The organism is Streptomyces sp. NPDC058000, assembly GCF_042886435.1.
Classification (GTDB): domain Bacteria; phylum Actinomycetota; class Actinomycetes; order Streptomycetales; family Streptomycetaceae; genus Streptomyces.
Genome location: NZ_JBHVQS010000008.1, coordinates 74,990 through 90,662 on the forward strand (window position 1 = coordinate 74,990; position 15,673 = coordinate 90,662).

3 protein-coding genes (1 of these 3 only partly in view) are annotated in these 15,673 nt (G+C 75.8%); all 3 read right to left on the reverse strand.

The genetic code is table 11. From position 1 onward, the window contains the following. Nucleotides 1-12,046, reverse strand: the 5' portion of a protein-coding gene (locus ACFVT2_RS11050) for an amino acid adenylation domain-containing protein (protein WP_390015068.1). The gene continues 1,160 nt to the left of window position 1, outside the view; 12,046 of the gene's 13,206 nt are visible here — the first part of the coding sequence; the start codon lies at nucleotides 12,044-12,046; its stop codon lies beyond the left edge, outside the window. 170 nt (nucleotides 12,047-12,216) lie between these two features. After that, complete coding sequence (locus ACFVT2_RS11055) at nucleotides 12,217-13,059, reverse strand: DUF6039 family protein (RefSeq protein ID WP_390015070.1); 843 nt, start codon at nucleotides 13,057-13,059, stop codon at nucleotides 12,217-12,219. A gap of 51 nt (nucleotides 13,060-13,110) precedes the next feature. Further along, nucleotides 13,111-15,660, reverse strand: a complete 2,550-nt coding sequence (gene fabD / locus ACFVT2_RS11060) for an ACP S-malonyltransferase (RefSeq protein WP_390015072.1) — start codon at nucleotides 15,658-15,660, stop codon at nucleotides 13,111-13,113. Between the last annotated feature and the right edge of the window lie 13 nt (nucleotides 15,661-15,673).

Consider the following 15,673-nt stretch of genomic DNA (forward strand, 5'->3'; position numbering starts at 1 on the left):
GCCGTCCGTAGCCGGACATCCGCGCCCCGGCGAAGACCCCCACGTCGCGGCCGGCCAGCTCCGTCTCGCGGTAGCCGGCGTCCGCGAGGCACTGCGCGGTGCCTTCCAGGAAGAGCCGGACGGCGGGGTCCAGGCAGCGCGCCTCGTCGTCGGTCATCCGGAAGTACTCCGGGTCGAACTCCTCGATGCCGTCGAGGAATCCGCCCCATTTGCTGATGCTGCGGCCCGGTGCGTGGTCGGGGCTGTAGAGCGCGGCGGTGTCCCAGCGGGCGACCGGCACCTCGTCGACGGCGCACGCCCCGGCGAGCAGGTTCTCCCAGTACGCGGCCGCGTCCGGGGCGCCCGGGAAGCGGCCGGCCAGACCGATGACGGCGATCTTGTCGGGGGCCGCGGCGGGGGGCTCGGGGGCCGGTGCCGGGGCGGCTGCCGGGGTGGCTGTCGGGGCGGGGGCGGCGGGTGCCTCCGCGCCGGACGGGGCCGGAGCGGCGTCGGTGGCCGGAGCGGCGTCGGTGGCCGGGCCGGTGGTCATCGGGGCGCCGAGGGCGGCCAGGTGCGGGCCGAGCTGGTCGAGGGTGGGGTGGTCCAGGAGGGTTCCGGGGTCCAGTGGGCGGCCCATCTTCTCCTCGATGCGTTCGAGGAGTTCGCCCAGCATCACGGACTCCACGCCCAGGTCGCCGAAGAGCTCGGTGGGGTCGAGGTCGTCCTCCGGGATCGCCAGCAGCTCGCTGAACAGGGGGGCGAGCCAGGGCGGCGCGGCAGGTGACGGCAGCCCGTGGTCCGGGGTGGTCCGCACGGCGGTCTCCTCCTCAGAGGTGGTGGGGTCGGTGGCGGGGGCCGGCTCCGCCGGGTGCCCCAGGAGCGCCCGGGGGTCGGCCGGTACGCCGTCCAGCGGTGGGCAGGGCACCACCCGTACGTGCTCGGGCGGCAGGTGCAGCACCCGTTCCAGGACGCGCAGCCCGTCCTCGTCGGTGAGCGGTCCGACGCCGGCCGCGGCGCAGCCGTCCGGCTTGGCGGCGCCCATGCCGGCCTCGCTCCAGGTCGGCCAGACCACCGACCGGAACCACGGCCGTCCGGACCGTGCCTGGTGTTCGGCGAAGGAGTCGAGGAAGGCGTTGGCGGCGGAGTAGTCGCTGACGCCGGCGGCGAGGGCGGGCGCGAGCGCCGACAGCGAGGAGAACAGCACGAAGAACTCCGGCCGGTCGGCGGCGCACAGCTCGGCCAGGGTCTCCAATCCGGTCGTCTTGGGTTCGAGGACCGGGGCGAAGTCGGCGAGGTCCTTGCCGACGAACGAGGGGCGGCCCAGCGGTCCGCGGCCGGCGCAGTGCACGACCCCGCCGAGCGGCCCGAGGGTGCGGCGCACCTCCGTCAGGAAGTCCGCGGTGCGGTCCCGGTCGCTGAGCGGCCCGGAGTGCAGCAGGACGTGGGTGCCGGCGGCCTCCAGCTCGGAGACCAGGGCGGCGGTGGCGCCCTCGGGCGTCCGGGGGTCGAGGGCGGCCCATCGGGTGCGCGGCGGCAGGGTGCGGCCGCCGGTCAGGGCGATCCGTCGAGCGCCGCGCCGGACCAGGAGCCGGGCCACCAGGGCGCCGATGCCGCGGGTGCCACCGGTGACGAGGTAGGCCCGGTCGTCGGCGCAGCGCAGCGGGCCCGGGTCGGTGGCGGGCAGTGCGGTGAGGGCGGGGCGGTGGCGTACGCCGTCCCGGAGGCAGACCTGGTGCGGGGCGTCCGGCGCGGCAAGTTCGGCGAGGATCGCTCGTGCGGTGTCGGTCGGGCCGGCGGCGGCCGGGTCCAGGTCCAGTACGGTGGCGGCGACCTTCCCGTACTCGGCGCCCAGCATCCGTACGAAGCCGGCCAGTCGCGCGCCGGCGAGGGTCGGTGCGGGGCCCGGCAGGCCGTACAGTCCGCCGGTCACCTGGAGGATCCGGCAGCCGGTGCGGCGGAGTTGGCGCACCAGCCGCTGGAGCATCAGCAGCCGGCAGGTCCAGGGGCCGGGGCCGTCGAGGGCCGGTCGGCCGAGGTCGGTCAGGTCGAGCCAGTGGGTGAGGTCGGGGTGCTGGGCCAGGGCCCGGTTGATGATCCGTGCGGCCTCCCGCTCGGAGGCGAAGGCGGGCACGCCGTCGCCGGCGTCGGCACCCTCCCGGACCAGCAACACCCTTTCCGGGCCGAGGAGTTGGGCGATCGTGCGGGCCAGCGGTTCGCTGTGCTCGGCGAAGAGGCACAGGGTCCGGCCGCGCACTTCACCGGCCGGGCGCGGGCCCGGTACGGGCTCCCAGCCGCAGGCGTGCAGCGGGATCCCGGGGCGGGCGGGGGCGGCCGACGGGGCGTGCGGCCGCCGGGGTTCGGGCAGCCAGTAGCGGTGCCCGGCGAACGGGTACGACGGGAGGGCGATCAGCCGGGGGCGCGCCGGGTGCAGGGCGGACCAGTCGACCGCGCCGCCGCGGGTCCAGTGCCGGGCCAGCCGCCACAGCTCGGCGACCGGGTCGGCGCCGGGTTCCGGGGCGGCGAGCGGGCCCTCGGGGTGCGCGGCCCCCGGGGTGCGGTCGTGGACCGGGCCGTCCGCCGCGCCGGCCGCGAACCGGTCCAGGTGCCCGACGAGTTCCGGCAGGTCGTGCACGACCACGGCGAGGCGCTCGCGCAGCGGTTCCCGGCCGCTCTGGAGCGTGTGGGCCACGTCGGCGAGCGCGGGCGGCGGGACGGTGGCGGGGTTCTGGGTGAGGCGGTCGCGGAGTCGGGCCGCCAGGGCGCGCAGCCGTTCCGCGTCGTGGGCGGAGAGCACGATCAGCTGCGGTCCGGATGCGGCGGGCACCGGGGCCGCCGGGGCGGGCAGGTACTCCTCCACCACCACGTGGGCGTTGGCGCCGCCCGCCCCGAAGGAACTGATCCCGGCCCGGCGCGGCAGCGGGGTGCCGTCGGGGCCGCGGCGGGCGTCCCAGGGTTGGGACTCCTGGGGGACGTGGAAGGGCGAACCGGCCCAGTCCACGGCCGGGTTGAGGTCACGGGAGTGCAGTGACGGCACCAGGGTGCGGTGGCGCAGCTGGAGGACGACCTTGGCGAGGCCGGCCATGCCGGCGGCGGCCTCGGCGTGACCGATGTTGGACTTCACCGAGCCGATCGCGCAGCTGCCGCGGGCCGGCATCGCCCCGTCGAAGGCCCGGGTCAGACCGTTGATCTCGACCGGGTCGCCGAGTTCGGTGCCGGTGCCGTGCGCCTCCAGGTAGCCGAGGTCGGACGGTTCGACGCCGGCCCGCCGCAGCGCGGTGCGTACCAACTCGCCCTGGGCGACGGGGTTGGGGACCATGTAGCCGTTGGTCTTGCCGCCGTGGTTGACGGCGGTGGCCCGGATGACTGCGTGGATCCGGTCGCCGTCGGCGCGGGCGGCGGAGAGCGGTTTGAGCAGTACCGCGCCGACGCCCTCGGCGGGGACGAAGCCGTCGCCGCCCGCCCCGAAGCTGCGGCAGCGGTGGTCGGCGGAGGCCATCTTCAGCCGGGCCTGCTGGCGGAACTTGTGCGGGTGCAGCGAGAGGTTGACCCCGCCCACCAGGGCCGCGGCGCACTCCCCGCGGCGCAGGCTCGCCACCGCCAGGTGCAGTGCGGTCAGCGAGGACGAGCACATGGTGTCCACGGCCAGGCTGGGGCCGTGCAGGTCGAGGAAGTACGAGACGCGGTTGGCGATGCCGGCCACCGCGGATCCGGTGTCGGCCGGCTCGCCGAGCAGGGAGCGCTCCACGCCGAAGAACGGGTACTCGTTGTACATCGTCCCGACGAACACCCCGACCCGGGAGTCGAGTCGGTCACGGATCTTGGCCCTGGTGCAGCCGGCGTCCTCCAGCGTCTCCCAGGCCACCTCCAGGAACTGGCGTTCCTGAGGGTCCATCAGCTGGGCGTCCCGCGGGGAGATCCCGAACAGCAGCGGGTCGAACCGGTCCACGCCGTCGAGGAAGCCGCCCCACATCAGCTCGGACGGCCAGCCCTCGCGGACCCGCTCGGCGGGCAGCGGGCCGACGCAGTCCCGGCCGTCGACCAGGTTGCGCCAGAAGCGGTCCAGGTCGGGGGCCTGGGGGTAGCGGCCGGCGATACCGATGACGGCGATGGGGTCGTCGGTGCCGGGGGCGTCGGTGCCAGGGTCCCCCGTGGCGGAGTCTCCCGTGCCGGGGTTCGCTGCGTCGGGGTTCGCTGCGTCGGGTGCCGTGTCCTGGTGTGCTGCGGCGGGCGGGGGCTCCGGCTCCGTCCACGGTCCCCGGTGGTGGCGGACCAGATGGCCCGCGACGCCGGCGAGGTCCGGGTACTCGTAGAGGACGGTGGGTGAGACCCCGCCGATCTCCCGCTCGAAGCGGTCGTTGAGCAGGGAGACCAGGTGGGAGCTGAGCCCGTAGTTCTCCAGCGGGACGCGGGGGTGCAGCCGGTCGGTCGGGATGCCGCTGGCCTCGGCGTAGCGGTCGAGGAGGTAGCGCTCGGCGGAGGCCGGGACAGCCGCGGCCGGCGCGGCCGTCGGGGAGGCGATCGGGGTGGTGGCGGGGGTGGTGACCCGCTCCGGCGCCCTCGGGGTCGGCTGCGGTGGCTCCGCCGGCCGCTCGGGCGCCAGCCGGTGTCGTTCACCGCCCAGGGCGCGGACCGGCAGCGGGATGCGGCGGGCGGGGACGGTCCACAGCCGGGCGAAGTCGACCTGGTGGCCGCGCCGCCAGTCCGCGACCGCGGTGGCGGGGTCCGAGGCGGCGGAGTCCGGGGCGGCGGCCGGCGGGGCGGCGGCCAGGGCCGGGTCGGCGGTGCCGGTGGCCAGGCCGGGGTGGCGCCGGCCGTCGAGGAAGGCGGTCAGTCCGGCACGGACCCCGTCCAGACCGTCGGCGTCCAGCGTCAACCGGGCGGCGAGCGGGACCCGGCCGGTCTGGAGCGTCCAGGCCAGATCGTCCGGGTCGGTGTGGCGGCCGGTGGTGGCCAGGTGGTCGCGGAGCCGGCGGGCGGCGTCGGTGAGCCCTTCCGGGGACTCGGCGGAGAGCACGACGGTACGGGGGCCGCGCGGCGCCGGGGAGTGCGGCGCGGCCTCCCGGGCCCGGTCCGCGCGGTCGCCGGCCGGTACGTCCCGGTGGGGTGCCCGGATCAGCGCGTGTCCGTACGAGCCGGTGGCGCCGACCGCGTTGACCAGGGCCGTGGCACGGCCGTCGGCGGCCCGGACCGGCCACGCCCGGGGCCGGTCGACCACCTCCACGGGGAGGCCCGGCCAGTCCACCAGCGGGCTGCGGTCGGCGGCGACCAGGGTCGGGGCGAGGGTGCCGTGCCGCATCTGGAGCAACACCTTGATGAGCTGCGAGATGCCCGAAGCGGCCTCCAGGTGGCCGATGTTGGGCTTGAGGGTGCCGACCGGCACCGGCGGGACGTCGGCGCCGCGGGCCAGCACGGAACCGAGGGCCTCCAGTTCCGCGGCGTCCGCGATGCCCGCGCCGGCCGCCGCGCACTCCACGTAGTCGAGGTCGTCGGGGGTCACCCCGGCGTCGGCGAGCGCCCTGGCCAGCGAGTCGGTGAGGGCCTCGGTGCGCGGGGCGCCGTAGCGCGGGGCGCGCCCGGCGTGGGCGATCCGGGTGCCCTCGATCAGGCCGTGCACGGTGTCCCGGGCGCGTTCGGCGGCGGCCGCCGGCCGCAGCAGCAGCACCCCGGCGCCCTCCCCCGGGCGCCAGCCGCTGCCGTCCGCGGCGTACGCGCCGCGCGGGGCACCGGTGGCGAGCAGTTCCATGCCGTCGAGCAGGCCCCAGTGGTACGGGTGGCCGAAGAGGTTGACCGCGCCGACCACCGCGGCCCCGCACTCGCCGCGGCGCAGGCTCGCCACCGCCAGGTGCAGCGCGGCCAGCGAGGACGAGCAGGAGGTGTCCACGGCGAGGCTGGGGCCGCGGAAGTCGAAGAAGTGCGAGACGCGGTTGGCGATGTCGGAGGCGGTGGCGGGGGTGTGCGCGGGGCCGCCGTCGGCCCAGTGGTCGGCGCCCTGCTGCCGGTGGTCGTGCCACATCGCGCCGACGAACACCCCGACCCGGCCGGCCGACTCCCGCAGCGACCGGGCGGTGTGTCCGGAGTCCTCCAGGCACTGCCAGACGGTGTGCAGCATCAGCCGGGCCTGCGGGTCGACGGTGCCCGCCTCCTGCGGTGCGACGTGGAAGCGCAGGCTGTCGAAGCGGTCGATGTCGTCGAGGAAACCGCCGGTGGCGGGGGCGCCGGGCGGGGCGGCCTCGGTGCGGGTGGCGGGCAGCGGGCGGACCGCGTCCCGGCCGGCCAGCAGGTCGTCCCAGAAGGCGTCCAGGTCGTCGGCGCCGGGGAAGCGGCCGGCCATCCCGATGACGGCGGTGGGGGTGGCGGCCGTGGGCTCCGCCGCCGGGGCCGCCGGGCCGGTCGGCTCGGGGTCGGCGAAGACCGGACGGGTGCCGGCCGCCGAGCGTTCCGGGTGTGCGGCGGCGCCGCCCAGGAACGCCTGGAGGAAGACGTGCCCCTCGTCCAGGCCCAGTTGGGCGCGCAGCCGGTCGGTGTTGAGGGCGCCGATCGGGCACAGTCCGATGCCGCAGGCGGCCTGCCCCATCAGCAGCAGCTGCCCCAGGTAGCCGGATTCCAGGGTGAGGTAGCGCAGGCTCTCGTCCCCGTACAGCGGCTCGATGCCGTGCCGCTGGCCGAAGAGGTAGACGCCGAACCGCGAGCGGTCGAAGACCGGGCGGTTGTAGTAGAAGTGGCTGCGGCCGTCGAGCCGGCCGTCGGCGTCGAGGAGTCGCAGGGCGTGCCGGTCCGGGTCGTAGTAGTAGAGCCCGGCGCCGAGGCCGTCGACGGCGTCCGGGGTGAGGTGGAGGTAGACCTGGACGGCGTAGGTGTCGCCGGCCGAGGGGTACAGGGCGCGGGCGGTCCCGTCGGCCGGTGCCGCGCGCAGCAGGCTCAGCAGCCGGCAGAAGTCGGCGTACGGGACGGGACCCGCGCCGAAGTCCCGGCGGCTGGCCCGCCAGGCGTACAGCTCCGCCTCGAACTCCACGGTTTCCAGGGGGGTTTCGGGGGTGTCCGGCTCCTCCGGGCGCCGGTTCCAGTGCTGCCGCTTGAAGCGGTCCCGGTCCTCCGGGGAGAAGAAGTCGACGGAGGCGGGAGCGGAGGCAGGCGTGGGGGCGGGGGCGGGCGCCGGTTCGGGCGTGGGCTCGGGCTCCGGTTCGGGCTCGGCCGCTCCCAGGAGATGGGTCCGCACCCACCGCGCGATGCCGCTCACCGTCGGCTCGTCCAGCAGCGCCGATACCGGTACCCGCTGCCGGTGGGCGCGCTGGAGGGCGCCGGAGACCCTGACCATGGTGAACGAGGTCGCGCCCTGGTCCCAGAGGTCGGCCTCGGCGTCCACCGACGGCACCCCCAGCGCCTCCGCGAACAGCCGGGCGATCTCCGCGCACAGCTCGGCGTGCGAGGGCCCGGTGGGCCGGGGCGCCGGGGCCCGACCCGGTCCGCCGGCCGGCGCGGCGGCGACCTCGGGGGTCCCGGCGCTCTCGGCGGTCGGCCCGGTCAGCTGGTCCTGCGTCAGCGGCCAGGGCAGCGCCGACCGGTCCAACTTGCCGTTGGCGGTGGCCGGGAAGGCGGTCAGGAAGCCGAGGAAGTTGGGGATCATGTACTCCGGCAGGGCCTGGGCCGCGAAGGCCCGCAGGTCCCGTCCGGTGCACGCCGCGCCGGGGCGCGGGACGACGTAGCCGACCAGTTTGCGGTCGCCGCAGCCGTCCTCGCGGGCCAGCACCACGGCCTCCTTGACGGCCTCGTGGGCGCGCAACCGGTGTTCGATCTCGGCGAGTTCCACCCGGAAGCCGCGGATCTTGACCTGGCCGTCGGCCCGGCCCAGGAAGCAGAGGTTGCCGTCGGGGAAGTAGCAGGCGCGGTCGCCGGTCTTGTAGAGCCGCTCATCGGGGTCGTCCCGGAAGGGGTCGGGCAGGAAGCGTTCGGCGGTGAGCGTGGGCTGGTTGACGTATCCCAGCGCCAGGCACTCACCGCCGATGTAGAGGTCGCCCTCGACGCCGACGGGACAGGGGCGCAGCCGGGCGTCGAGCACGTGGTAGCGGCAGTTGTCGATGGGCTTGCCGTAGGGGATGCTGCGCCACTCCGGGTCGATGGCGCCGATCCGGAACCAGTTGGACCAGACGGTGGCCTCGGTCGCGCCGCCCAGGCTGATCAGATCGGCGCGGGGGAAGACCGCGCGGATCTCGTCGGGCAGGGACAGCGGGGTGTAGTCGCCGCTGAGGAAGACCAACCGCAGGTCGCCGGTGCCGGGGGCATCCTGCCGGCCGTCGAGCAGCGGGCCGATCTGGGCGAGGGTGGTGGGCGCGGAGTTCCAGAAGGTGACCGGTTCGTCGAGCAGGACGTCCAGGAGGAGCGCCGGGTCGCGCTGCTGCTCCTCGTCGGCGAGGTAGAGGGCGGCGCCGCGGCCCAGCAGCCCGAAGACGTCGAAGACCGAGAGGTCGAAGCCGAGCGAGGTGACGCACAGGCCCAGGTCGTGCGGGCCGAAGTCGAAGGTGCGGTAGCACCAGTTGAGGAGGTTGAGGACCGGGCGGTGGGCGACCGCGACGCCTTTGGGGCGGCCGGTGCTGCCGGAGGTGAAGATGATGTAGGCGGTGTGCTGGGGCCCGGTCGTCGGGTCGGGGTCGTGGTCGGCGTCGGCGGGGTGCGGGCCCCGGGTCGCGGCGGTGGCGCAGAGCCGGCCGACGCCGTCGGGGACGGGCCAGCCGTCGCGGTCCTCGGTGGTGATGACCAGGGCGGCGTCGGCCTCCTCCAGGATGACCGCGGCGCGTTCGGCGGGCAGGTACGGCTCCATCGGGAGGTAGACCCCGCCGGCCTTGAGGACGCCGAGGACCGCGGCGATCATCATCGGGCCGCGCGGCACGCTGACCGCGACCACGGTCTCCGGGCCGACGCCGCGGGTGCGGAGTTCCCGGGCGAGGCGGTTGGCGCGCCGGTTGAGTTCCCGGTAGGTCATGGTGCCGCCGCGCCAGCGCAGCGCCTCGGCATCCGGCCGCTGGGCGGCGTGCTCCTCGAAGGGCTGGTGCATCAGCCGGTCGGCGGGGAAGTCGTGGGCGGTGTCGTTCCAGGTGTGGAGGAGGGTGTGGAGTTCGGCGTCGGTGAGGGCGCCGGGGGCCGGGGTCTTCGCCGGAAGCGGCTGCGGGGCGTCCGGCGCGGGCCCGTCCCATTCCGCGTCGTCCGTCGCCAACCGCCGTACGGCCGCGGTGTACGCCGCGAACGCCTCGCCCCAGCCGTCCTCCGGGGCCTCCGGCTCGACCGCGTCCCAGGCGAGGTGGAGCAGTCCGGCGTCCACGGTGGTGATGCAGTCCAGGGTGACGTCGGGGGTGCAGCTCAGCCAGGGGCCGGCGGTGCTGCCGGGGGGCAGTGGCCGGTCGGTGAGGTCCAGGACGGAGGTGTAGACGACGGGGTGGCCGGCGGTGCCGGTGCGGGCGGCGGTGCGCCGTAGCTCGGGCAGGCCGCTGGTGGGGACCGTCCGGTCCTCGTCGAGGGTGTGCTGGCAGTGGCGGGCGCGGTCGGTGAACGGCATTGCGGGCGGGGCGCAGGGCAGCCAGCTGAGGGCGGTGTGTTCGGCCGGCCGGTGCTGGTCGCCGGTGTGGTCCCAGCGGACGACGGGCAGCGCGAAGCCGGCGCCGTGGCGGCGGGCCAGCGCCTCGCAGAAGGCGGTGAACAGGACGGCGTCCGGGGACAGTCCGTGGGCGGCGCAGCGGTCGGCGAACGGCTGCCAGGCGAGCGGGGCGGCCTGGAGGCGGATCCGGCGCGGCGGGGTGCCGTCGGGGGCGGTGCGGGCGGCGGGGATGCCGGGCGGGAGGTCGCGCAGTCGCCGCGGCCAGTGGTCGGGGTCGGCGGGCGGTGCGGTGCCCTCCTCGGGGCGGGGTTCGACGGGGCGCGGGGCGGCGGCCGGGTCGGCGTACAGCCGCATCAGTTCGCGGCCGATGAGGTGGATGCTGCGGGCGTCGGCGAGGGTGAGGTCGACGACCAGGTGGACGGTGTCGGTGTCGGTGTCGGACGCGGCCGGGCCCGTCGCCTCGGTGGGGGGCGTCGCGGTGCCGCGGGTGACGCGCACCTCGAACTGCGGGTGGCGGCCGAGCGGGAAGGGCGCGGCGGCCATCGCCTCCCGGACGGCGTCCGGGCAGGGGGCGGCGCCGTCGGGGCCGGGGCCGATGACGGGTACCGTCCACTGCTCGGGCGCCCGGGCGCACACCTCGATGGTGCCGTCGTGGGTGACCGCGCTGCGCAGGACGTCGTAGGCCGCGGCCAGCTTGGTCACGGCGGCGGACAGCCGGACCGGGTCGATCCGTTCCTCGCTGTCGTAGGAGGTGACGACCTGGCAGCCGCGCCAGGGGCCGGGGTCGGCGGTGGCGCGGGGCACGAAGTACGCCTGTTGGAGGTCGTTGAGCGGGCGGGTGGTGGGGGCGGTGGTGAGGGCGGTGGCGCGCAGGCCGTTGCAGAGGGCGGCGAACGCGGCGTCCGCGGTGCCGGGGGTGAAGCGGGCGTCGGCGGTGTCCCAGCGCAGGTGGAGCGCGCCGTCCTGTTCCCACATCTGGTGGTCGAGCCAGATGCCGGTGGTCTGGCTGACGGCGTAGCCGGTGCGGGCGGCGAAGCCGCGGTCGCGGGGGCGGCCGGCGGTGTCGAGCATGCTGGTGAAGACGACCGGCAGCGGCGCGGGGCCGCGGCCCCGGTCGCGGGCGCGCAGTTCGCGCCCGGCGGCGACCGCGCAGACCCCGGAGCGCTCCAGTGCGTCCCACAGTTCGCGGTGGGTCAGCCGGGCCGCCTCGTCGAACGGGTGCGCATACGGCGGGACCGCCTCGACGAGCGCGGTACCGGTGAACGGGCCCACCAACTGGTCCGCTTCGGGCGGGAGATGGGGGCGGCGGCTGGTGGTGACGACGAGCGCGTACGGGCGGTGGGCGCCGTGCCGGGCGAGTGCCTCGGTGAAGACGGTGAGCACCAGGGCGGTCGGCGAGACCTCCAGTGCCGCCGCACGGTCCTGGAGGGCCTGCCACACGGCGGGCGGGAGGGCGGCGGTGCGGGTGGTCCGGCGCAGGCACGGCAGACCGTCGGGGCGCTCTTCCGGGGCGTCGGTGAACAGGCCGGGGGCGCCGGGGAGTCGGCGGATCCGTTCCACCCAGTGGTCGAGGTCGCGGCGGTGCCCGGGGGTGTGCCGGGCGGCGTCCAGGGCGGTGACGCAGTCCCGGACGGTGAGTCCGGTGGCGGGGGCGGGGAGGGGGTGCCGGGGGTCGTCGTAGCACGCCTGCCACTGGGCGGTGAGCAGGTCCAGGCCCTGGCCGTCGGTGATCAGCGCGTCGATGCTGAGGTGGATCCGGCCGCCGCCGTCGGCGCGGCGGGTGGCCTCGACGGTGAAGGGGGGCCACTGCCCGGCCGGGTAGTGACGGTGTGCGAGTCGCCCGCGGACCTCGGCGGCCCGGGCGGTGAACGCGGCGCGGTCCGCGGTGTCGTGGACGCTCAGGGTCCAGGGCGGGGCGGTGGCGCGGATCTGCTGGCGGCCGTCGTCGGTGAGGACGGCGCGCAGCATGTCGTGGTGGTCGACGAGGCGCTGCCAGGCGGTGCGCAGCCGCTCGGCGTCTAGGGCCGGGAGGTCGAACTCGCGGTAGAGGTGGCAGCCGACGGCGTCGGCGGTGAGTTCGGGTTCCTTGCCGCTGAGGTACGCCTCCTGAAGGGGCGTCAGGGGGAACGGCTCGTGGCGGGCGGCCGGGTCGGCGGTGGCGGACGGGGCGCCGGGGCCGGGCTCGGGGCGGGTGTCGCCGGCGGCGAGGGCGGCGACCCGCCGGGCGTAGTCGGCCAGGGTCGGGGCCTCGGTGAGCCAGCGGAGCGGGACGTCGAGGCGGTGCTCGTGCTGGACGGCGAGCCAGAGCCGGGCCGCGGTCATCGAGTCCAGGCCCAGCCGCCGCAGTGCGGTGTCCGGGGCGGCCGGCGGGTCGCCGGGCCGGGCCTCGGCGAGGACGCGGGTGAGCGTCCGGGCGATGCGCGCGGCGAGTGCGTCGCCGGTGGTGGCCGGCGCTCCCGCAGGGCTGGTTCCAGGCTCCATGTGCTTGCTCCCCCAGGTGTGGGACCGGTGGACGGCCAGGTGAGCGGCCGCGCGGTGCCGGGTGCGAGGCCGGTGTGCGGCGCCGGTGTGAACCCTAGGAACAGCGCGCCCGCGGGCCCGCTCAGAAGTGAGCAGGCCCGCGGGCGTCGGGGCGGGGGGCGAGTGCGGCTCTAGTGGGCCTCCGCCAGGGGCGCGAAGGCGAGGTCGGTCATGGTGTCCTCGACGAAGAGCCGGTTCCAGGTGCCGCCGCCCTTCTCGGGGGCGATGATCTCGTCGAGGTAGATGGCGCGGGTCTCGTCGTCCAGCCGCATGTGCATGTCGATCAGGTCGTAGTAGGCGTCGACGCTCTTCATGTGGATCAGCCAGTGGACCCGGTCGGCGGGGCCGAACGCCTCCTCGTAGAGGAAGGAGGAGGCGATGCCGGGCAGTCGGGTGGTGATGGAGGCGGTGATCCGGCGGGCGAAGAGCCGGGCCTCGGCGCGGAAGGCGTATTTGGGCTGCGCGGTGCGGTGGATGATCAGCCCGGAGTTGGCGGAGTGCCGGGTCCGTGCCGGGCTGATCGAGGTCTGCCGTTGGGCGGGCGGGACCCGCAGGTCGGGGGCGGCCGCGTCGATGACGGTGCCCTCGGGCAGTGCCTCGTCGGTGCCGTACATGCCCCAGTGCTGCGGGATGAGCGCGGTCTCGTGGAACGAGCCGTCGGTGAACCAGTCGTGCCAGTCGGCGTCGGCGGCCGGGCCCTCGTCGCCGTCGAGGAGCGGGGCGAGGGCGCGGTAGCCGCCGAGGGCGGGGAGGTGGATCAGCCAGTGCAGCCGGTCGCGGGTGCCGAAGGCTTCCTCGTGCACGGTGACGGTGGCCTGCCCGGCGTGTTTGGCGTTGAGGAACGCGGCCTGTTCCAGGGCGAGCCGGCGGCCTTCGGTGCGGTGGGCCTGTTTGAGCTGGGCGGTGCGCTGCACGATCACACCGCTGTTGGTGGAGTGGAAAACCGGGGGTGCCGGGGCGGCTTGGGTGGTCACCTGGTGCTCCTGTGGTGAGAGGACGTCATGACGGGTTGTGCGCGGGCTGGTTCAGGACGGGAGGCGGCGGGCCAGGACGTCGGCGGCGCCGGTCATCAGACAGGCGGCGATGGCGTCCACGTGACGGTTGCGCCAGTCCTCCAGCGGGGTGCCGCGGACGACGTGGTTGAAGGCGCCGATCGCCGGGCCGCACTGGATCTGGAAGTTGACCTTCTGGGCCGGGTCGCCCTCCAGCGCCCAGCGGACCGAGCGGGCGAAGTACCAGCGGAAGGCGAGGGCCATCTTGTGCTTGGGCGAACGCTCGGCCTTGTCGATCTCGGCGGTGCGTCCGCGGCCGAGGTGGTAGGCGCGGGTCTCGGCCCACACGTCGTCGAAGGTCCGCTTGAAGTAGGTCTCCTCTACGGAGCGTCGAGTGGCAGGGTCGATCGACTCCCAACGGTCGTGGGCGCGGTAGAGCTGGTGGAGCTTGTTGCCGCGGGCGGCGAACAGGGTGCCCTTGCGGACGACCTGGACCCGGGCGCCGATCTCGAACATGTCGCCGGCCGGGGCATAGGCGGTGTCCTGGACGTCGAGTCCGGCGAGGATGTCCTTGACCGCGTCGGAGGTGCCGGCCTGTGGTGAGCACTGGTTGACGGTGCCGGTCAGCACGAAGTCCGCGCCGAGGACGAAGGCGGCGGCGACGGCCTCGGGGGCGCCGATCCCGCCGGCCGCACCGACCCGGATCTGCTTGCCGTACCCGTGCCGGGCCATCGCCGCGTCGCGGTGCCGGAGCATGGCGGGGAGCAGGGTGAGCGCGGCGCCGCCGTCGGTGTGCCCGCCGGAGTCGGCCTCCACGCAGAGGTCCTCGCTGACCGGCAGTTCGGCGGCGATCCGGGCCTCCTCGGGGGTGAGCCGGCCGGCGGCGCGGAGCTTCGTCACGATCGGCTCGGGGGCCGGGCCCATGAAGGCGGTGGCGACCTCGGGCCGGGAGACCTTGGCGAGCACGTGGCGGACGGCGATCGGGCGGCCGTCGGGGTCGCGGTGGGCGCCGGTGTAGCGGAACTGGACGACGGCGGGGGTGAGTTGGGTGAATCCGGCGGCCTCGACGTGCCGGACGCCGTGCCGGAGGCAGCACCCGACCACCGCGTCCTCGTAGGCCGGGTCGTCGATCGAGTGCAGGAGGTTCATACCGAAGCGGCCGTCCGGGCCCAGGGCGCGGGTGAGGGTGGTCAGCGCCTCCTCCACCCGGTCCAGGGTGAGGCCGCCGGCGCCGAAGAAGCCCATCAGGCCGGCCCGGGCCATCCGGATGACGAGGTCGGTGGAGGCGATCCCGCGGAACATCGCACCGGCGAGGTAGGCGTAGCGGACGCCGTAGTCGTGCCGGAACGCGGCGCTGCCGAGGTCCTCGGCGCGGAGGGGGGCGGAGTGGGGCGACGGGGCGGCCGGGGGTGCGGGGGCGACGGGTGTGACGGGTGCAACGGGCAGGGCGGGCGGGACGGAGGCGGCCGGGGGTGCGGAGGCGGCTGGTGACGCGGAACGGGCCACCGGCGCGGGCCTCGGTGACGCCGCGGGCGCGGGTGGGACGGGTGCCGGGCGGTCGTTCGAGGCCGGACGATCCTCCGCAACCGGGCGTTCGACCGTGGCCGGACGATCCTCCGTAGCCGGGCGGTCCTCCGTAGCCGGGCGGTCCTCCGTAGCCGGGCGGTCGTCCGTAGCCAAGTGGCGGCCCGCGGTGGCCCGTTCCTGCACCGGCCGCCACAGCCCGGTCAGCACCCGTCCCGGCCCGACCTCCTCGATCCCCCGCACCCCGTCCGCGACGAGCCGGTCCATGATGCCGGTCCAGCACACCGGATGGTCGATCTGCCGGGCGAGCAGCTCCGCGACCTGCCCGGGGCCGTACGGCCGGGCCGTGACGTTGGAGAGCACCGGCAGCCGCGGATCACGGAACGCGAACCCTTCGAGGAACCGGGCGAACTCCTGGGCGGCCGGGCGCATGTGGCGGGAGTGGAAGGCGGCGCTGACCCGCAGCGGCACGCACCGCACGCCGGCCCGCCCGGACAGCTCGGCGGCCACCTCGCGCAGGGCGTCCAACGGCCCCGACAGCACGGTCTGCGCGGGCCCGTTGTAGTTGGCGATATCCACGCCGGCCACGCCGGCCACACCGCCCATGCCGCCCATGCCGTCCGCACCGGCCACGCCGTTGTCGGCGAGCAGCCCGGCCAGCGCTTCGCCGTCCGCGCCCAGCACCGCCAGCATTCCGCCGCCCTCGGCACGGCCCATCAGCGCGCCGCGCGCCTGGACCAGCCGCACCCCGGTCGCGAAGTCGAAGCAGCCGGCCGCGAACAGTGCGTTGTACTCCCCCAGGCTGTGCCCGGCCAGGTGGCTGGGCTCGGGCAACCCGGTCTCCCGGGCCAGGTAGGACAGCGCGTTGACGATGAACAGGGCGGGCTGGGAGAACTGGGTGCGGTCCAGCCTCCCGTCACCGCCGGTGCGGCACAGCTCCTCGACGGAGTAGCCGAGGAGGGCGTCCGCCCGCTCGGTCAGGTCGGGGAAGCGGGCGAACAACTCCCCGCCCATGCCCTTGCGTTGGGATCCCTGGCCCGGAAAAACCAGTGCCACCATCGCGTCGTCCCTC